Here is an 18,411-nt window from a genome sequence, read left to right as displayed (position 1 = left end):
GCAAGAAGCAAGAAGCAAGAAGCAAGAAGCAAGAAGCAAGAAGCAAGAAGCAAGAAGCAAGAAGCAAGAAGCAAGAAGCAAGAAGCAAGAAGCAAGAAGCAAGAAGCAAGAAGCAAGAAGCAAGACGCAAGACGCAAGACGCAAGACGCAAGACGCAAGACGCAAGACGCAAGACGCAAGACGCAAGACGCAAGACGCAAGACGCAAGACGCAAGACGCAAGACGCAAGACGCAAGACGCAAGACGCAAGACGCAAGACGCAAGACGCAAGACGCAAGACGCAAGACGCAAGACGCAAGACGCAAGACGCAAGACGCAAGACGCAAGACGCAAGACGCAAGACGCAAGACGCAAGACGCAAGACGCAAGACGCAAGACGCAAGACGCAAGACGCAAGACGCAAGACGCAAGACGCAAGACGCAAGACGCAAGACGCAAGACGCAAGACGCAAGACGCAAGATTGGGGAACACACTTAATTTAGGTTATCCATGAATGCCAATAGGAGGTAGATGATATGATAGTCTCCGAGCCGCCTGGTCGCGTGCGTAAGTGAAGATAACTGAGCAACACGAAACACGTACAAAAAAAATAATTCCCGTAGGGGAATGCTGACCAGAAAATTTTGGTTGGATCCATAAATGAAAAGCCCCGGCGAAACTGACCGGGGCTTTTTTTGTTTTAACCATCTAAGGTTGCGAAAAAGCGTTGTTTGTCCTTTGCAGAAGTGGTATAGATTCGCAGCGTAACAGCCACGGGGGAAGCTCTGTGGTTTTTTGTTATGATTCGCAGTTCGTTGTTTCAGCTTATAAAAAGTTAAAAGGAAAATCCAGTCATGATCAGCACCAATAATATTTGTCTTGCCTACGGCAAACGAACCATTTTTAAAAACGTTAACATCAAATTTACCCCCGGCAATTGCTATGGCCTTATCGGCGCAAATGGTGCGGGTAAATCGACCTTTCTTAAAATTCTTGCTGGCGATATTGATCCCGATAAAGGTGATGTAAGCATCGGTAAAGGGTTACGCATGGCGGTGTTACGTCAGGATCAATTTGCTTTTGATGACGAGACGGTTTTTAACACGGTGATCATGGGTCATGAGCGTTTATATAAAGTGATGGCTGAGCGTGATGCGATTTATGCTAAGTCTGAATTTACTGAAGCGGATGGTGTACGTTCTGGTGATTTGGAAGCTGAATTTGCTGAGATGAACGGATACGAAGTTGAATCAGAAGCGGCGGTGCTGCTCAATGGTTTAGGTATCGGCGAAGAGCTGCGTCAGAAGAAGATGAAAGACCTTGAGGGCGGCGAAAAAGTTCGTGTTCTTCTCGCTCAAGCGTTGTTCGGTAACCCGGATATATTATTGCTCGATGAGCCAACTAACCACCTTGACCTCAAATCGATCCAATGGCTCGAAGAGTTTCTCGGTCGTTTTCAAAATACCGTGCTGGTTGTTTCGCACGACCGCCATTTTCTTAATCAGGCCTGTACCCATATTTCTGATATCGATTTCGGTACTATTCGTACTTATGTTGGTAACTACGATTTCTGGTACGAAGCCAGTCAGTTGGTTTTGAAGCAAAAGCAGGATGCCAACAAAAAAGCGACAGATAAAGCCACTGAGTTGAAGGATTTCATCGCCCGCTTTAGTTCTAATGCGTCGAAAGCGAAACAGGCGACATCGCGTAAAAAAATGCTCGATAAACTTGATATCGAAGAGCTACCCGTCTCCTCACGTAAGTACCCATTTATTGTGTTCAAACCTGAGCGTGCCTGCGGTGATATTATTCTCGAAGTTGAAGGCTTAAACAAAACCATTGCTGGCATTAAGGTGCTCGATAATGTCAGTTTTATCGTTAATAATGGCGATAAAATTGTTTTTGTTGGTGGCAACAGTCAAGCCAAGTCCGTATTGATGCAGATTTTAGCTGGGGAGATGGAGGCTGACAGCGGTAATATTCGTTGGGGGATCACCATCACCAGTGCCTATTTCCCTAAGGAAAATAGCAAATATTTCGAAAAAGATCTCAATCTAATTCAATGGTTATGTCAATATCCGCCCCATGAAGGGGAGAGTTTTGCTCGCGGTTTCCTTGGCCGCATGTTGTTCTCTGGCGATGAAGCGACAAAAATGACCAGCGTACTCAGCGGTGGCGAGAAAGTTCGTTGCATGTTGTCGCGTATGATGCTGACTAGCGCCAACGTGCTGCTGTTCGAAGAGCCGACTAACCACCTTGATCTTGAATCTATCACCGCCTTGAACAATAGCCTGATTCAGTTTTCAGAAGCGCTTTTGTTCACCTCTCATGACCAGAAGTTTGTTTCGACAATCGCTAACCGTGTTATTGAGTTGACACCGGGTGGGGTGATTGATCGGGTGATGGGTTTTGACGAGTATCTACAAAGTGCGGCTGTTAACGCTCTACGGGAACAGATGTGCGCCGGTGAGGTTGATTTGCAACTCTAAGCGACGCTGTTACTAAATAAACGATAAAAGCCCCTGTATTGCTAAGCAATACAGGGGCTTTTTGTTTGCTGCTGAGTTTGCTAGATTAGTTTTTTCTGTTATTAATTATAGGAGTGTGGTGGCAACTTTATGTTGAAACAATGCGAAACTGCATTGTCATTCTGAACTTGAAATGACTGAATTAAGGAGAAGAGAATGAAAAAAAATGGTATTAATTTGGTGTTGGTAGGTTTTATGACGGTACTCTTTGCTACGGCTGCACTGGCGCATTGCGAGGTTCCGTGCGGTATTTACGATGATCAGGCTCGGATTGATATGTTGTTAGAGCATGCTACAACAATTGAAAAATCGATGAATCAAATTATGGAAATTGAAAAGGCTGGTCATGGCCATTCGAACCAGTTGGTACGATGGATTATGAATAAAGAGAAGCACGCAACCCTGTTGCAGGAGATTGTTACTCAGTACTTTATGACCCAGCGGATCAAGGCAGGAGCGGATCATTACGATGAAAAATTGAAGGCGTTACACGGCATGCTTGTGTCGGCAATGAAGTGTAAGCAAACCGTTGATCTCGCACATGTCGTAAAATTGCGGGCCCTTGTTGCTGAGTTTGAAGGGCTTTATTTTGTCAAAAATAAAGTTTAGGCTGTTAACCGCTAAATTGAATAAATTTCTACTTAAGAAAAGAGCCGCTACGTTTATCACGTAGCGGCTCTTTGTTGTTTCTCAGAATTGGAACGGTACTTTATTTTTGATGATCAGCGCGCATTGCTTTCGCCATGTGCTTAATCTCACCAAGGTCTTGAACCATCATGCTCCAGCCATACCAGTAAGCGTAATCTGGATTGACGTGGAAGAATGCTTGATAGGCCCGCATCCGATGCTTGAAGTACATTTGGAACAGGATTTGATCGATCGCTGAATAGCCGTCAAAGTTCTCATCCCAGTTCGCGCCATTGGTATGCATCATAGCGAGAATAAATGGGTAGTTGTAAGGGTAGCCTTCAGGCTTAGTGATGATGCCTTCTTTGTACAATGCGGCAACGGTTTCAATCGCTTCAGCCATGAGACGGTCAGCCTTTGTCAGGATCGCATCACCCATGTCCAACTGCTCTTTAGCGTATGACGGAGCGTGACACTTGCTACACGTTGCCAGCATTTTATCACGCTCTTTTTGCCATGACACTTGATCAAGGCGAACCATATCTACGGATTTAACCGCATCCAGTATTGCAGTCGGCTCACTCGTCTCTGGGTTGAGAACACCGAGAGCTTTAAGGATGGTTACCCGGTCCGCAGCGGCTTGTGGATCTTCAGGTAATGGTAGACGAACACCGAGGAAGCCCCATGCGGTGTGGTTTTCGTGAGTACCGTCAGGAAGGTGACAAGTTTGACAGGTTGGCGCAACAGCACCTTCTGGCAAATCACCTGCTTTTTGAGCAAAGTAGCGTGTGCCGTGCTTAGAGCTCGACCACATCTCCCATTGTGGGTGATCGTAGCCCATGTGGCATTGTTGGCAAGCCTTAGGATTGTTGGCTTCTTTACGTGAAAAAGAGTGGCGCGTGTGGCACTCATCACACGAGTTTGTTTGGTAATGGTAGCCCTTAGCAAGTTGCTCCGCTTTTTGAGCCTCAGTCTTAATGCCCATGTTATGGCAACCACCGCAACCACGACCACCTTCGATTAACTCATCGGGAGCATAGTGGGTGCCTGGGATTGCATTGAGAGCAGTCCAACCGAAATTGTGCTTACCATGCGAAAACGAAGTGAACTGCTCTTCGTGGCATTCCGCACAAAGGCCCTCGTCAGGGAGTTGGGCGTTTTGTACATCGTCAGCGGTTTGATGCGCTTCACCGTGGCAGGTTGAGCAGGTAACATCTTGGCCTGCGTGCTTACTTGATTGCCAATCTTGAACTTGGCCTGGGGATACTTTGGTGTGGCATTCGACACACAGGTCAGCCGCTAGGGCACTACCCGCCATCAGCCAGCACAGTAGAGCGCATGAGAGTGCGCCGTAAATAAAACTTCTCATCGTTCATTCCTCCTTGTTACATTTGGTTACGGGCTATCCTTTAATTTGTTGCCTTTTATGCAACGAATCAAAGTCGTTTTCCCACAATAAAAGAGATACAATAACAGGATACAATTGAGCCATATTTGATCCGGATCAATTCTAGCAAAAAATAATATAAATAGCTGTAAAAACCTAAGGATAGGTTGATGTTCTTCGTGGTTTGCACTTCAAGTTGGGGTGTTTTTTCGCCGAATTGTTGCGTAATATTTGCCGCGCACAGCGATAACCTAGAGTAAATACTTAATTGATGTGTTGCTGGAATTTGGAAAATTAGCGACTCTGTGCCTTAATGAGCTCAGTGGTTGGAAAATTAAATTGTCAAAAATTTGTGGGTACCTGTTGCCGTTTTAAGAGGGGCATTTTTCTTTGGACGGTTGTTGTTTTGTTCCTGAGCTCTGTAGACGAGTGGGTCGGTTGATGACACGAATAAACTCAGACATGATTCAACAACTTCAATTCTTTTGGATGGGGGTGCAAATAGATCTGCGTTTTCAGATAAGGCTGATCATATTTGCGAACATAGTGGTTCATCAGGGTTATTGGCACGATGAGTGGCAATAAATCGTCCTTGAAATTTTGGATGATATCCATGGCCTCTTGTTTTTCATCCGCGGTAAGTTGCTTCTTAAAGTATCCGAGTATGTGATGCAGCACATTGGTATGTTTACGTGGCGTGGTTTTGAGTTGTAACGCACTGAGTAGGAGTGTTTTATAGCGCTGAGTAAATTCAGAAATTGGCAAAGAGTTTCCCTGCGCGACTAAGCGGCCCATCTCGCGAGAAATTTTCTCACTGTGGGATAAAATCAGCAACTTGTGTTGGCTATGAAACTCAACAAAGTCACCATATCTTCCAAGCTCAAGAGTTTTTCGAAATCGTTGCAGGGTGAAAATACGGCAGATAAAGTTTTCGCGTAGGCGTGGGTCGTGAAGTCGGCCCTCTTCTTCAACTGGTACCAGGGGGAAATGGTCCATAAATGCACGCGCGAAAAGTCCAACTCCGTTTTTATGTGGCATTCCACTCACGGTGTACACTTTCACCCTCTCCATTCCACTACTGGGCGAGTTGGATTTAAAAACAAACCCATCAAGTTGGTCACTTTCAAGCTCTCGAACCCGCTTTTTAGCCCATTGCTGCATTTGATCGGTAATGTCTTCGCCTGTTTTCGAGAAAACGAGGCGTACCCCTCCGTGACCATCATCAACTTGACGCAACGCAGGACGGGGGATCGACAGGCCAACTTCCACTTCAGGACAAACTGGGACAAATTCAACATATTGCCCCAAGATGTCGAGCAGATAGCGGTCTTGCTTATGTCCACCATCAAAGCGAACTTTCTGGCCCAGCAGACATGAGCTAACCCCTAATCGTATTTTATCGTTCATGGCAATACCTCTTCTGTATAATTTGTTGAACACCTTTAAAGATAGGGGCTTACGGGTGTTGAACTCGGATGAGTTTACTCACATCAAACCCTTGCTCTGTCGCTGTGGCAACAAATTCTTCATAGACACTTTTGGGCACAGAAGGTGTTCGAGAAAGAAGCCAGAGGTAGTCCAGATCGGGGCCAGCAACATAGGCATATTGATAATCTGGATCAAGGCGAAAAATAATGTAGGCACTGTACAGTGGGCCGAAAAAAGATACTTTGAGCAATCCCGTTTTTGGTGAAGCATCCAAATACGCTTTCCCTTCCGCTTCGCTCCATGTTCCCTTTTGCGTAGAATATCCTCTATTTAAAACGCGAACGCCGCCGTCTTTGCGTAAAGAATATTCCGCTGTGACTTGCTCAAGGCCTCTTTCGAAAAAGTGATCGAGGCGGGCAACTTCGTACCACTTGCCCAAGTATCGATTCAATTCAAAATTTTCTACGGGTTGTACAGGCAGGCTTCCACTGCACGCCGAAAGGAATAGAAGCACTATTGGCCAGAGTATAATGTTTTTCATGATCGAAACCCCTTTCTGATCGATGCACCGTACAAATAAAATACGGTTCGCGTAAGGTCCAAAAAAAAACAGCACTACAACCTTTATCACGTAGCGCCTGTAATCGTAGAAGAACCAAGAATATAAAATCATATCAGGGCTTCTTATATGATTTTGGCAGATGTTTCTCGATCTGCAAGGGGGGGGCTGCTAATAGTATCTATTTACCTATAAACACAAAGAACAACAATGCTTTACGATTTTTTCAGTAATGCTTCTGTGGTGAATTTCTGCCACGTCTGTTGGTAGAGTGGGGCGCCGATCTCGTAGCAGTTACTGTGCCCAGCATCTGGTACGGCTAAAAAACCTTTTGGCTCGGGAGCCAGACGGAAAAGACGCTGTGACATGGAGAATGGTACGACGGTGTCAGCATCACCATGGATCAGTAGTAATGAAGTGTTGATCAGAGGGATGCGTTTTAGATTATTGAACTCATCGGCTAACCACCAATGGAATAATTGGTATAATATGGGCGAATGAAAGCGAGCTTCTTCCCTTAGCGTGGTGAATGGCGCTTCAAGGACCAAGGCAGCTGGTGGTACTTCCAACGCCAGATGTAATGCCACTGCTGCCCCCAGAGATCGACCATAATAGATGATTTGATGAGGTTGCCAGCCGCGCTGATTTATATACTGCAAAGCAGCTAGAGAGTCTACATGAAGATCATGTTCTCCATTGGCGCGGCCCTCGCTTTGTCCAAAGCCTCGGTAGTCGAAGATGAACACTGAATAGCCTTGCTGACGTAAGTCCAACAAGTTAGGCCAGCGGTGGGTGATGTTCGCTGCATTACCATGAAAAAAGAGAACCATTGGTTGTTCCGCGGCTCCCTTAATGTACCAAGCATGCAGGCGCAACCCGTCGTTGGTTGAAAACCAAACGTCTTCATACTTGAGTGTATTACTCAGCCCATCAGGAACATTTCGTTCGGCGCTTGAGCTGAAAATAAACCCAATATTACCGTGGCACCCACAACAGAGTATCAGGAGTAAGCACGTTATAAGTGCTCCGCGAAAGTGTGTCATGGTTTTACCTTGATACTTTCAAAAAAAGACCAATATAAAGAGACAACGAGCTATCTTTTTTAATTATGCCATAGAGTATTAATATGTCATTTTATTATTAATAAAAGTGAATGTTTTGGAGCGAATCTGAAATACCCGATTACGAACATTGCGTGTATATTCCCTTTGTCGAGCATGTTGGGTTGGCACAGGTCGTGGCGGCTGTTGTCCGTAAGCCACATTTGAGGTGACATGGAATAATGCTAGAGTTGCTGCATCAAGTGTTTGGAATACCATTGGAGTAAGGCTTGAATTGTTTTTTAGGTGTTGTCGCGTAAGGTTTGCCGTGCATGGCGGTCAACCAGGGTGAAAATCTGATCGAGGTGTTGTTTGTTTTTGTTAGATTGGTGACCTCGAACTTTAATGAGATTAAGGTTGAGAGAATCGAATTGGTGAAAAAGTTGTTGGTACAGGTCGCCGTTTTTAAGTGGGATCTTTTTCTTGGAACAGTAGTTGTTTTGTTCTAAGCGTTGTCGGCGAGCCGGCAAGTTGATGATGGTTTGGCAGTCGCTATAGATGGTGAGATGATCGTGCTGAGGGTGTAGTTGCCCCGAGGCCCTTAGTTCATTGATCGCCCACAGCAGTGTTTGCAGCTCCAGCCGTGTTGAAGAGGTGTGGGTAAATCGTTTACTTACCTCCCTCCCCGCGAGTTGATCACGGGGCGGGAGGGGATTTGTTGCGACCAGATAAGCTCCATAGCCAACTTTGGAGAGCGGATCTACGCTACCGTCGGTAAATAAGCTCAGCTCGTTCAAGCTAGAACTTTCTGCCGCGACGGGTGGCTGGCTGGGACATCCCATGATTCGATGTTTGCTTGCCGCGCCGTGGTTTAGATGGCTTTTGAGTTCCCTTGCCTTTTTTAACTTGTTTTGCTGGTTTTGGTTGCGGTTTGTTTGATTTTGCCGCGGTTTTTCTTGGTTTATGGCCACTCTTCTTCTTTTTAGGCTTGAGTCGTCCGCCACGATTTACGGGTAGGGCAGGGAAGTCGGCAACTGTTTCAATATCGATAGAATATTCAAGTAACTCTTCAATCGCCTTTAAGCGAGGCAATTCGGCAGGGCAAACCAGCGACAAGGCAATGCCCTCTTCGCCAGCACGACCGGTACGACCAATGCGGTGAACATAGTCTTCGGCAACCTGTGGCAGCTCAAAGTTGACCACATGGGGAAGGTGCTGAATGTCGAGACCGCGTGCCGCAACATCGGTTGCCACAAGAACGCGTATCTCCCCATTTTTAAACTCAGCAAGGGTTCGGGTGCGGACCGATTGACTTTTATTACTGTGGATGGCTGAGGCATTAATACTATCGTACATCAGCTCTTCGGTCAGCTTATCGGCACCGTAACGGGTGCGGGTAAATACCAGTACTTGGCTCCACTCCCCTTTGCGAATGAGGTGAGACAGCATTTCGCGCTTACGACTGCGTTCAATGTGGTAAATAGCTTGCTTGACCGCGTCAGCGGCAATATTTGGTCGTGCCACCTCAATGCGTCGAGGTTGATTAAGTAGTTCGTCGGCCAACTTCTTGATGTTGTACGAGTAGGTCGCTGAAAACAACAGGTTTTGCCGTTTCACGGGTAAGTATTCGCTGATCTTTTTGATATCATCGATAAAACCAAGGTCCAGCATCCGATCCGCTTCATCTAGCACTAAAAACTCAATGCGTGATAGATCAATGGTTTCACGTTCGGCGTGATCAAGAAGTCGTCCCGGAGTGGCAACGACAATATCAACACCGCGATCTAATCGTTCAATTTGTGCTTGTATATTGACGCCGCCATAGATCATGGTGGCGCGTAGTGACAAACGGCGGCCGTAGTTTTTCATTTGGTCACTCACCTGAGCTGCGAGTTCGCGGGTCGGTACTAGCACGAGAACACGCGGTGAGCGGCGTTTGTTTTTCAGTGTTCGTTGGCTTAGCATTTGCACAATCGGCAACGCAAATGCCGCTGTTTTTCCCGTACCGGTTTGTGCACCCGCCAACAGATCGCACCCCTCGAAAATGACAGGAATCGCTTCAGTTTGGATTGGTGTTGGGGTGGTGTATCCTTGAGTAGTAATGGCACTCATTAGTTCGGGGCACAGGCCAAGAGAGTCAAAAGACATAGTGTGTTTCCTTAAGAAAAGTGATCCGCTTTCAATAGCGGGAGAGCGGTCGCATCGAGGCGCTGCTGTAGATCTTGCTGCTCTTGTGTTGACATCGCCGATGTTGGAATAAAAAAGAATGCATGGCGGTCGTGATAAAGAGCAAAACCGAGATCATAATGACGATAACCGTTGAAATTGTCCCACGGTTGGCTATATCCTTTTTGGCCACTGCGAACGGCAATTTCGTGTTCGGAGATGGTGACCGTTAATTGGTGATTAAAAAATGGGTGGCAACTCGCTTTATGCACGGCAATGAAAATGAGCAACTGTTTGGTCGATAAACCAAATAATCCCGTGGCAAACAATAGGTTGGCAACCAATGATGACGGGTAGAGACCCGCAAAGCCGATCAGGCTTGTTGCAATACACAGCGCCCCAAGTATCGTACACCACTTGAGTCCACTATCGTTCTGATAGTGGGCGGTAAAAAATTGTCGCCACAGGGTTCGACTCAGTGGATAGGTAAGCTGGATCGATTCAGACATTGCGCGAATTCCAAGTAAATGTAAGATAAAAAAAGAAGAACTCTTTACCTTACCGTATGGACAGCGATTTGTCTCGGAATTAATCTTTCTTAGCGAAGGTAATATTCGATTTTTCACTGATGGACATGATGTGGTTGTTAATTTATGAAAAATGAAGGGAATAAACTATGTATCACGAACCTGAAACCGATGAATCACTGCAATGGATCGATGTTCCGTATGAGCAACTCAATGTTGAAACTTTGCATCGGATGATTGAAGAATTTGTTACCCGTGATGGTTCCAATTGGGAGGGGAGTAGTGCTGACTTAGCAGCGAAAGTCACCCAGGTGATGGGTCAATTGAAGCAACAGAAAATAAAGGTAGTTTTCGACCTGCAATCGCAAAGTGCAAATCTTGTTGTGTGCTGAATTATTCCTCTTTTTTCTGCTGTAATTGCGATAAGTAAAGGCACATATTGCGACTTTTTTTTAAGCGAATAATGAATAATTTTTTTTGCGGATGATCACTTTGACTGATCGTACTGTTTAGGGTGTCGATGCGGGTGATTGTGTTTTGCAACTGCTCTGGCGACAGGTTCTCACCGTTCAGACATTGCTGTGCTAATTGAAATACTTGAATATTGAGAGGGGGCGTTTCCGCAGGGGACGCCAGCGTTAGCAGTGGCGTTGATAGTAGTGCAATCAACATGGGAATGATGATTTTTTTCAGACTAGTTTGGTGTGAAACAGACATGATCTACTCCCTTAATGTTCGCGCATATCAGGATGGCAAGCACGGCAATCGTCGATGGGAAGGGCAACGGAAAAGTGGCATACCCCGCAAAACTTCTTCTCTAAAATATATTCCATTCGAAAATGTTTGGTCGTTTTCTTTTTAATATTGAAAACATGCGGATGACAATTCGCACAATCTAACCACGGAGTGTGGGTGGCATGATTGAACACGGCGGGAGATACCCAACTCCATTCGGCCTTGAGAATTAACTGACGTGAAAACGAAAGCGGTTTCTCCTCGGGGCGAAACATGCTGTACTTCGGTGTTATATGACCACGCTGTTGCGCTTGAACCCAATTGATGTGGTTGCCAAATTTTGTTTGCGATAGTTTCCATAGCATATCATCGAACTGCATAAATTGATCACTGCGATCTACGTCTGGGCCAGTATGACATTTTGCACAATTTTTTTTAGTGTGTCCAAAAGCGGTTTTACCGTCATGACATGCGCCACAAAATTCACCATCACGATTATCTTCTTCGGTTACCCCAGTTTCTCCCACGACAAAGCTGAAATTTAATTCAAAATGGCAGACACGGCAGGTGTAGCGCGTGCGGTGACTCCAGTGGGAAAAAACCACCGCTTTTTGACCGTTGGCTGTAGACACGCGATCCATCACCACATCACCGTATTTGTCCGAATCTGGCAACGGCGGCAAATTGAAATATGCCGCACACGGTGATGCGAAAAGTGTGACTAGAAGCCAGAGTGCAAGTATCCGTGTGGATTTCGTCACTTAAGTCACCCTTTTAATAGACACTATCAACATGGCAACGTTGACAGTCGATATTGGGAAACGCAACTTTATCGTGGCAAGCTCCACAGTACTGGCCAGCAAAGATTTGCTGCATAGTGTAGGTCTGGCTCCCCTTTTTAACTGGGAATATTTCAGGGTGACAGGTCTCGCAACCGTTCCACTTCGCGTGCTTTTCATGGCTGAAAATGATTTTAGGCATCTGCGTAACTGAACCAGTGAGCTCGAAATCCGCTTGTCTTTTCATCGCCTTACGCTCAAAGGAAACCCCTTCTAGAAAGTCGATTAAGGTGATTTTGCCTTGATCTTCAGCGCTCATCCAGTCGATACCATTACCAAATCGCTCCCGCGGCATGGTTTTTCGAAACTCTCTAAAATTGTTTTGGAAAACGATTTCTCTACCCTGTGAATGACAGCGCTCACATTGATTGATTTTACCGTGTAGGGTGCTATCAATAACAGGGCCAAAGGCGATGGAGTTGTTGTGGCACGCGCCGCAGAACAAACCGGCATTGTTGTCTGCCTCAGTAATGTCGGTATCACCCGCTTGCATGGCAAAGCCGAGATCAACATGGCATAATCGGCAAGAATATTTGGCACGATGGAGCCAATGAGGGAAAACAACGGCAAGCTCTTCCTGCTCTTCACTGTAGTTATTGATGATAACGTTGCCAAAATCTCGCGCCTTCGGTCGTCTTACTTTTTCACCAAAGGCAAAGGATTGGCTGGCAATGAGTAGTATCAGTACAATGAGTAGTGGCATGCGGTTCATGTTTTCTCCAATATGCGAAGTTGTTTAGATGGAGGCAGGGGGGGAAGAATCTCTCCTTTTTGTTATAGATCTTGTGGCCAGTGCGTAGTCACTGTCTATTTATCGTCATTCGTTGTATTAAATTAATTTCTTAAAAATGAGCATAACTCGGTTTATGTTTTTTAGCCACAAACAGAACGAAAATGTTGATTATTTTGCTGATATATTAGCTAGTTGGGTTATTTGCCCCGATATTGATGAATGCATGTGTCTGCGGATTGAAATAAGGAGGGCTGTTGTGACTCAGCAGTTTGAACGCACAATGATCAAATCGGTACTGTTGGAAAATCGCTTTATCCGTTCAGCAACATAGGAGGGGGTAGCAGTTGGTGGGTATTATAAGGCTGAAGCACTCAAATGAAGAGAGTGCTCGGTCCATTTAGTACTATTGTGAAGAGTTCCGTTATTGTCTTGTACCAACAAGGCGAATGAAATCATCTGGCATGGCAGAAACGAAGGACATTCTTTTTTTGCTAAAAGGGTGAGTGAAGGTCAGTGATTCTGAATGCAGCATCAACCGTTTTGAACTACGTAATTCATCACCGTATTTTTGATCACCGACAACAGCGTGGCCGCTCTCGGCAAAGTGAACTCTTATTTGGTGCTTGCGACCCGTTAGCAGGTGGATGTTGACCAAGCTAAGCTCTTTTTTTTCTTTGATGACGGTATAGGCGGTTTTTGCCAACTTGCCGGTGTTTGCATCGGCGGTAGAATAAACGTTGTTGGCCTTGTTTTCGGCGAGATAAGTGGTGATCTTCCCTTGTTTTTTAGTCATCTGACCGTGGACAATGGCGAGATAGTGTTTTTCTGTTTTATCCCAATTATCTTGTAAAAAGGTTTTGGCCGCCTCACTTTTGGCAAAAAGGAGTAGCCCTGAGGTTGCTTGGTCGAGTCGGTGGACGACATATACCCGATGGCGCGATTTTGGGTTGCCCTTACGCACGTAATCGTTGAGCAGGTAGTGCGCTGTGCGTGATTTATTGCGATCACTGCCGACGGTGAGTAGCCCTGATGGTTTGTCGATGACGAGAATATCTTTATCTTCGTGAAGGATCGTAAGTCCTTTTGGTTGATACTTTTTAGGGGGCGGTGTGCAGGGCGTCAATTGATTCAATAGGGGCGATCCGATGCAAGTAAAGGGTGTTTTTTTTGGTTACTGATTTAAATTTGAAAGTAACGGCTCAATAAATGTTTCAAAGGTTACCTGTTGCTTGGATGTGAGCAGGTCGAGATTACCATCATGGTCGAGTAAAAAGGTGGCAACGCCGATAACTGTTCTCGGTAGATAACCTGATCCATCGACAATGGCTTCAATATCTCTGGTGCGGTTGGTAATTAAGTTAAGCAGTGCATCTAAATCTAGTTCCATCGACTATTCTCCATTAAAAAATTGGTTATACTTGTCATAAGGGCTAAATGGTGTGGCTCATCATCGGGATGTTGGCGCGTAATGTCAAGGTTCTGGACGGTGTTGCTGTGATTGTCGTGACGTTTTATCCATAATTCGACAGTTTGTTAGCGCGCATGGTAGGTATTGACGATGAGTCGTGTAACATAGAGCAACGATTATAGGGGTAAATGGCGATGCGAGTATCGTTAATATCAACTCTTGCGAAAATTGTTTTTTTGGTGGCGATCTCTACTTTCATGGGGTGTTCGTCGCCTCATCAGGCTGAAGTTGAGATTGGTGCCGATGTGACGATCAAGCCTGATATTTCGCCACAAGCGGATGCTGAAGCAACGGTTGAGGCAGTCTCTCAACTTGACTTGGGCCGCCAGTATGCCAAGGGTGAAGGTGTTGAACAAGATTATGATCAAGCGTTTTCGTTGATCGAACAGGAGGCAGAACAAGGAGCAGCCGAAGCGCAATACGATTTATCCCAATTTTATGCTAAAGGTTATGTGGTCGATAAAAACTTGCAAACAGCACAGTCACTGCTAAGTCAAGCCGCGGAAAAAGGGTTGGTTGAGGCACAGGTTGCGTTAGGTCGTCTTTATAGTAGTCGAAAAAAAGAGGCTCAGGATTATGCGGCGGCGCGATTATGGTTTCAGCGAGCAGCCAGTCAAGGGAGCACACAGGCGATGGAAGCGATTGCGCTGATGTGCGTTCGTGGTCAAGGCGGCGTCGAGAGCTACGAGCAGGCGGCAGAGTGGCTTCGCTTGGCTTCAGGTGCTGGTTCTCTCGGTGCAACGTATAACTTGGCGAATTATTATATGGACGGCCTTGGTGTTGAGCAAGATACTGAAATAGGGATGGATCTGCTTAAGCAAAGTGCTTCCTTGGGGTATGGTTATTCCATCGATTATCTGGTGCGCGAAGCGCAACGCAACAATGTTGATGCGCAAGATTTTTTATGTAACTTGGTGGTTGGGCCGCAATTCGATACTGAACTATGGCAATTCTACCGCTCTACACTTGATGAATGATTGTATTCCTTCGTTTGATCAATTGTTAGCAGGCTGTCAGGCTTGACGAGCCGTAGCGAGAGACAGCTGGCTTGAGACCAGATTTTAGACAATTTGAGAGCGAATAGTGAGCCTATTTGTCGAAAATTGACTGAAATGAGGGCCAAGCCCAGCTGATTCGCAGTAGGTTCTTGTGACGTCTGACAGCCTGCTAAGACGAGAGGGTTTAAAATGAGGCGATTGATTTTAAATATTCTGTTGATTTTAACCGTGTTTCCGGCTGTGGCTTTAAGTCAAACGGCAACGGATATTGTTCGAGCTTCAGACGAGAAAATGCGCGGGAAATCAAGTTTTACCGAGATCACCATGCAGATTATCCGCCCCGATTGGGTGCGCACCATGAAGATGAAAGGCTGGACAAAGGGGGAGGACTATTCCCTTATTTTGGTGCTCGACCCAGCGCGTGATAAAGGTTCAAGTTCGCTCAAGCGCGGTAAGGAGATGTGGAACTGGGTGCCACGCATTGAACGGGTGATTAAAATTGCCCCGTCGATGCTCGGTCAATCGTGGATGGGTTCTGATTTCACTAACGATGATCTGATCAACCAATCCTCCATCGTTGTCGATTACACCCATATCATTTTACGCGAAGAACGCTTTGATGACACACTGTGCTGGGTGATTGAGGCAACGCCCCTCCCCGATGCTCCTGTTGTTTGGGGCAAGTTAGTGGTGTGGGTTAGCCAGTGTGAATTGAATCAGCGTAAGGTTGAGTTTTATGATGAATTCGGCGATTTGATCAATGCCATGTCGAGTTATGATCTCAAGCTCCTTGGCGGGCGCTTGATCCCAACGCGGATGGAGATGCAACCTGCCGATAAAGAGGGGCAAAAGACTGTGCTAACTTATTCGTTGGCTGAATTCGATTTTGACATTGACGATGATTTTTTCTCTCTCGATCAGATGAGGGAGTTACGCTAATGGGCGGGTTGTTTCTTGCTAAGTTGGCGTGGCGCAATATCTGGCGGCAAAAGCGGCGCACCCTTATCACCGCCAGCACCATTGCCATGACGCTGATGTTGTCGTTGTTTATGCGCTCCATGCAAGAAGGTTCCTATTCACACAACCTCGATAATGCCACCCGATTTTATTCGGGCTATCTGCAATTGCAACATCCTGAATTTGCCGACAATCAATCCATTGATAAATTGCTCCCTGCCGATTCTACCTTTAGCCAAAAAGTTCATTCAATTTCGGGTCTGAGTCATGTGGTTCCCCGCTTGGAATCTTTTGCTTTGGGCGCTTCCGCAAGCCGCTCTAAAGGGGTGGTGGTGATGGGAGTTAGCCCGCAACTCGAGGATGAGTATTCGGGCTTGGCGGATAAAATTACTCAAGGGCGTTTTTTTAGCAGCGATGACGAAATTGGGAGCGTCATCGGCAGTGGCCTCGCCGACTATTTAGGCTTAGCGCTGGGTGATTCGTTGGTGTTGTATGGTCAAGGTTATCATGGTGTCACCGCCGCGGGATTGTACCCAGTGGTGGGTATTGTTCACTTTCCTGTCGGTCAACTTGATCAACGCATGGTTTATCTGCCCCTGCAGGCGGCGCAACAGCTGTTTGCGACCGATGAGCAGGTATCCTCGTGGGTACTCCATTTCGACAATATTAAACAACTTGATCTGCTGAAATCACAAGCGCAGACGGTGATGGGGGCTCAGGTTCGAGTACGCGATTGGGCCGATCTTTCTCCCGAACTAGAGCAGCAAGTGGCCCTCGATCGGGTCAGTGGCCAGTTTTTGATCTTTGTTCTCTACGGGGTTGCTGGCTTTGGTTTGTTTGCCACTATTATGATGATGACATTGGAGCGCCAGCGCGAGTTCGCGGTGATGTTGGCCGCAGGGATGACCCGCTTGCGCTTACAATTGCTGGTGACCTTTGAATCAATGCTCATTGCTGTGAGTGGACTAGTGCTCGGCATGGCGGTGATTACGCCAACGCTGGTGTGGTTCTATTATCATCCCATCCCCCTTTCGGGTGAGATTGCCATGACCATGGAGGAGATGGGCTTTGAGGCCATCATCCCATTTTCCCTCGACCCTGCGCTGTTTGTCAGCCATGTGGTGATTGTCTTTTGCTTGGTCTTTTTGTGTATCCTTTACCCCATTGGTCGGTTGCAACGCTTATCCATCGCTGCTGCATTGAAAGGGGGGCGCTGATGTTGATCCGTTTAGCGTGGCGCAACGTGTGGCGCAATCGCCTGCGTAGCGCAATTATGATCACTGCCACTCTGTTTGGTTTGCTCGGTGTGTTGTTGATGATCGGCTTCGTCAATGCCATGACCGAGAATATGATTGATAACGCCATCCGTTTGCAAACCTCGCATCTGCAAATTCACAGGCAGCAGTATCTCACCAATAACGAGTTTGCCGAGCAACTCCCCGCTGCCGATCAACTTAGCCAACAATTGCGCGGCCTACCTCATGTGGCCGCGGTGACCGTGCGCCAACGGGTGGATGGCATGGTGGCTTCAGCGATCACCACCCGCGGAGTAAATATTAACGGCGTTGATATGGCTCAAGAGGCCGCCGTGGTTGATATTGGCGAAAAGATCGTTGCTGGCACTCTGTTGCCCGAGCAAGGACGGAATCCGATCCTTATCAGTGGTCGCTTAGCTGAAAAGCTCAATGTCCGTCTTGGATCAAAAGTGGTGCTGACCTTTTCCGATCTTGCGGGTGAGGTGACGGGGGCATCGTTTCGCGTGTGTGGGCTGTTTGATACATCATCGACCGCCTTTGATGAGGGGCAACTGTTTGTCCGCCGCGGCGATTTGGCTCACTATTCAGGTTTGGATGGCGCGCATGAGATCGCTATACGACTAAAAAATCGTATCACCCTCGATGAGGATCGACAGGTGATCGCCGCGATGCTCCCCTCTGGAACGGTGGTGCGCGATTGGCAGCAGATTCAGCCGATCCTCGCTTCGATGATGGGAAGTATGGATCTATCCAATGCGATTGTCGCGGGAATCTTCGTTCTCGCCTTGGGCTTTGGTATGGTCAATATTATGCTGATGGCGGTGTTCGAGCGCACGCGTGAGTTTGCCGTGCTGTTAGCAACGGGAATGAGTCGCGTTAAAGTACTGTGTTTGATTTTACTCGAAGCGTTTTTCCTCGGCGCTGCGGGGGCGGTGGTTGGTTTAGTGTCCAGTTGGGCATTAATTGCCGTATTGGCTCAGACAGGTTTACCCCTTGGGGACATGGCGCAGGGACTCGGTGCCTACGGTGTCGATGCGGTGCTCTATCCCACGGTAGCGTTACGTTATTATGTGGCAATCTTGGTGATGGTGGTATCGGTGAGTGTGATCGCAGCGCTCTATCCCGCACGACAGATTTTGATTAAACCGTTGCATGCTGCCCTTGCTGAAAAACATTAGTTATT

General features: G+C 46.7%; 19 protein-coding genes. 7 read left to right on the top strand and 12 right to left on the bottom strand.

Annotation, left to right across the window (positions count from 1 at the left end; genetic code table 11):
• Positions 1 to 834: 834 nt before the first annotated feature.
• Together ACZ5KY_RS01175 and ACZ5KY_RS01170 are read left to right on the top strand one after the other, a co-directional pair.
• Entirely contained in the window at positions 835 to 2,469 is a 1,635-nt protein-coding gene (locus ACZ5KY_RS01175; protein WP_464242083.1) for an ABC-F family ATP-binding cassette domain-containing protein, read from the top strand.
• 195 nt (positions 2,470 to 2,664) lie between these two features.
• Complete coding sequence (locus ACZ5KY_RS01170; RefSeq protein ID WP_464242082.1) at positions 2,665 to 3,117, top strand: superoxide dismutase [Ni]; 453 nt, start codon at positions 2,665 to 2,667, stop codon at positions 3,115 to 3,117.
• A gap of 100 nt (positions 3,118 to 3,217) precedes the next feature.
• On the opposite strand, the gene ACZ5KY_RS01165 is transcribed toward ACZ5KY_RS01170, so the two are convergent.
• From ACZ5KY_RS01165 to ACZ5KY_RS01135, 7 genes are all read right to left on the bottom strand, one after another.
• On the bottom strand, positions 3,218 to 4,504 hold the full coding sequence (locus tag ACZ5KY_RS01165) for a multiheme c-type cytochrome (protein WP_464242081.1): 1,287 nt from the start codon (positions 4,502 to 4,504) through the stop codon (positions 3,218 to 3,220).
• A gap of 474 nt (positions 4,505 to 4,978) precedes the next feature.
• A complete protein-coding gene (locus tag ACZ5KY_RS01160; protein ID WP_464242080.1) occupies positions 4,979 to 5,929 on the bottom strand; it encodes a YbgA family protein in 951 nt (316 codons plus the stop codon).
• A gap of 49 nt (positions 5,930 to 5,978) precedes the next feature.
• On the bottom strand, positions 5,979 to 6,491 hold the full coding sequence (locus tag ACZ5KY_RS01155; protein ID WP_464242079.1) for a lipocalin family protein: 513 nt from the start codon (positions 6,489 to 6,491) through the stop codon (positions 5,979 to 5,981).
• A gap of 233 nt (positions 6,492 to 6,724) precedes the next feature.
• The gene (locus ACZ5KY_RS01150) at positions 6,725 to 7,552 is read right to left on the bottom strand and encodes an alpha/beta hydrolase (protein WP_464242078.1); all 828 of its coding nucleotides are present in this window, start codon (positions 7,550 to 7,552) and stop codon (positions 6,725 to 6,727) included.
• A 299-nt stretch (positions 7,553 to 7,851) separates the two neighbouring features.
• A complete protein-coding gene (locus ACZ5KY_RS01145) occupies positions 7,852 to 8,346 on the bottom strand; it encodes an RNase H family protein (protein WP_464242077.1) in 495 nt (164 codons plus the stop codon).
• 1 nt (position 8,347) lies between these two features.
• A complete protein-coding gene (locus ACZ5KY_RS01140; protein WP_464242076.1) occupies positions 8,348 to 9,697 on the bottom strand; it encodes a DEAD/DEAH box helicase in 1,350 nt (449 codons plus the stop codon).
• 11 nt (positions 9,698 to 9,708) lie between these two features.
• Positions 9,709 to 10,224, bottom strand: coding sequence for a YcxB family protein (locus ACZ5KY_RS01135; RefSeq protein ID WP_464242075.1), 516 nt, complete (start codon positions 10,222 to 10,224; stop codon positions 9,709 to 9,711).
• 167 nt (positions 10,225 to 10,391) lie between these two features.
• Here ACZ5KY_RS01135 and ACZ5KY_RS01130 point away from each other — a divergent pair, with 167 nt between their 5' ends.
• The gene (locus tag ACZ5KY_RS01130) at positions 10,392 to 10,634 is read left to right on the top strand and encodes a YheU family protein (RefSeq protein ID WP_464242074.1); all 243 of its coding nucleotides are present in this window, start codon (positions 10,392 to 10,394) and stop codon (positions 10,632 to 10,634) included.
• A 1-nt stretch (position 10,635) separates the two neighbouring features.
• Here the strand turns inward: ACZ5KY_RS01130 and ACZ5KY_RS01125 are convergent, their stop codons facing one another.
• The 5 genes from ACZ5KY_RS01125 to ACZ5KY_RS01105 all read right to left on the bottom strand — a co-directional run bounded on the left by ACZ5KY_RS01125 (position 10,636) and on the right by ACZ5KY_RS01105 (position 13,936).
• Positions 10,636 to 10,959 (bottom strand): hypothetical protein, encoded by a 324-nt coding sequence (locus tag ACZ5KY_RS01125; protein ID WP_464242073.1) that lies wholly within the window; start codon positions 10,957 to 10,959, stop codon positions 10,636 to 10,638.
• A gap of 11 nt (positions 10,960 to 10,970) precedes the next feature.
• Entirely contained in the window at positions 10,971 to 11,738 is a 768-nt protein-coding gene (locus ACZ5KY_RS01120; protein ID WP_464242072.1) for a c(7)-type cytochrome triheme domain-containing protein, read from the bottom strand.
• 13 nt (positions 11,739 to 11,751) lie between these two features.
• Complete coding sequence (locus tag ACZ5KY_RS01115; protein WP_464242071.1) at positions 11,752 to 12,528, bottom strand: c(7)-type cytochrome triheme domain-containing protein; 777 nt, start codon at positions 12,526 to 12,528, stop codon at positions 11,752 to 11,754.
• 442 nt (positions 12,529 to 12,970) lie between these two features.
• Positions 12,971 to 13,681, bottom strand: coding sequence for an RluA family pseudouridine synthase (locus ACZ5KY_RS01110; protein ID WP_464242070.1), 711 nt, complete (start codon positions 13,679 to 13,681; stop codon positions 12,971 to 12,973).
• 39 nt (positions 13,682 to 13,720) lie between these two features.
• On the bottom strand, positions 13,721 to 13,936 hold the full coding sequence (locus tag ACZ5KY_RS01105; RefSeq protein ID WP_464242069.1) for a hypothetical protein: 216 nt from the start codon (positions 13,934 to 13,936) through the stop codon (positions 13,721 to 13,723).
• 215 nt (positions 13,937 to 14,151) lie between these two features.
• On the opposite strand from ACZ5KY_RS01105, the gene ACZ5KY_RS01100 reads away from it, so the two are divergent.
• From ACZ5KY_RS01100 to ACZ5KY_RS01085, 4 genes are all read left to right on the top strand, one after another.
• Positions 14,152 to 14,994, top strand: a complete 843-nt coding sequence (locus ACZ5KY_RS01100) for a tetratricopeptide repeat protein (protein WP_464242068.1) — start codon at positions 14,152 to 14,154, stop codon at positions 14,992 to 14,994.
• Between the two features lie 210 nt (positions 14,995 to 15,204).
• Positions 15,205 to 15,954, top strand: coding sequence for an outer membrane lipoprotein-sorting protein (locus ACZ5KY_RS01095; protein ID WP_464242067.1), 750 nt, complete (start codon positions 15,205 to 15,207; stop codon positions 15,952 to 15,954).
• Positions 15,954 to 17,189 (top strand): ABC transporter permease, encoded by a 1,236-nt coding sequence (locus ACZ5KY_RS01090; protein ID WP_464242066.1) that lies wholly within the window; start codon positions 15,954 to 15,956, stop codon positions 17,187 to 17,189. Before ACZ5KY_RS01095 ends, ACZ5KY_RS01090 begins: the two co-directional genes overlap by 1 nt.
• Positions 17,189 to 18,406: an ABC transporter permease gene (locus tag ACZ5KY_RS01085; RefSeq protein ID WP_464242065.1), complete on the top strand. Its 1,218-nt coding sequence runs from the start codon at positions 17,189 to 17,191 to the stop codon at positions 18,404 to 18,406. Before ACZ5KY_RS01090 ends, ACZ5KY_RS01085 begins: the two co-directional genes overlap by 1 nt.
• Positions 18,407 to 18,411: the final 5 nt, after the last annotated feature.

The organism is Desulfuromonas svalbardensis (assembly GCF_055389415.1).
Note: the sequence above shows the minus strand (reverse complement) of the source record. Positions and strands in the feature narration are given on the sequence as shown.

Coding starts and splice junctions, on each gene's coding strand:
- ACZ5KY_RS01170 (WP_464242082.1), top strand. CDS start 2,665: ATGAAAAAAAATGGTATTAATTTGGTGTTGGTAGGTTTTATGACGGTA.
- ACZ5KY_RS01125 (WP_464242073.1), bottom strand. CDS start 10,959: ATGTCTGTTTCACACCAAACTAGTCTGAAAAAAATCATCATTCCCATG.
- ACZ5KY_RS01140 (WP_464242076.1), bottom strand. CDS start 9,697: ATGTCTTTTGACTCTCTTGGCCTGTGCCCCGAACTAATGAGTGCCATT.
- ACZ5KY_RS01160 (WP_464242080.1), bottom strand. CDS start 5,929: ATGAACGATAAAATACGATTAGGGGTTAGCTCATGTCTGCTGGGCCAG.
- ACZ5KY_RS01150 (WP_464242078.1), bottom strand. CDS start 7,552: ATGACACACTTTCGCGGAGCACTTATAACGTGCTTACTCCTGATACTC.
- ACZ5KY_RS01115 (WP_464242071.1), bottom strand. CDS start 12,528: ATGAACCGCATGCCACTACTCATTGTACTGATACTACTCATTGCCAGC.
- ACZ5KY_RS01095 (WP_464242067.1), top strand. CDS start 15,205: ATGAGGCGATTGATTTTAAATATTCTGTTGATTTTAACCGTGTTTCCG.
- ACZ5KY_RS01090 (WP_464242066.1), top strand. CDS start 15,954: ATGGGCGGGTTGTTTCTTGCTAAGTTGGCGTGGCGCAATATCTGGCGG.
- ACZ5KY_RS01155 (WP_464242079.1), bottom strand. CDS start 6,491: ATGAAAAACATTATACTCTGGCCAATAGTGCTTCTATTCCTTTCGGCG.
- ACZ5KY_RS01085 (WP_464242065.1), top strand. CDS start 17,189: ATGTTGATCCGTTTAGCGTGGCGCAACGTGTGGCGCAATCGCCTGCGT.
- ACZ5KY_RS01100 (WP_464242068.1), top strand. CDS start 14,152: ATGCGAGTATCGTTAATATCAACTCTTGCGAAAATTGTTTTTTTGGTG.
- ACZ5KY_RS01130 (WP_464242074.1), top strand. CDS start 10,392: ATGTATCACGAACCTGAAACCGATGAATCACTGCAATGGATCGATGTT.
- ACZ5KY_RS01165 (WP_464242081.1), bottom strand. CDS start 4,504: ATGAGAAGTTTTATTTACGGCGCACTCTCATGCGCTCTACTGTGCTGG.
- ACZ5KY_RS01135 (WP_464242075.1), bottom strand. CDS start 10,224: ATGTCTGAATCGATCCAGCTTACCTATCCACTGAGTCGAACCCTGTGG.
- ACZ5KY_RS01175 (WP_464242083.1), top strand. CDS start 835: ATGATCAGCACCAATAATATTTGTCTTGCCTACGGCAAACGAACCATT.
- ACZ5KY_RS01105 (WP_464242069.1), bottom strand. CDS start 13,936: ATGGAACTAGATTTAGATGCACTGCTTAACTTAATTACCAACCGCACC.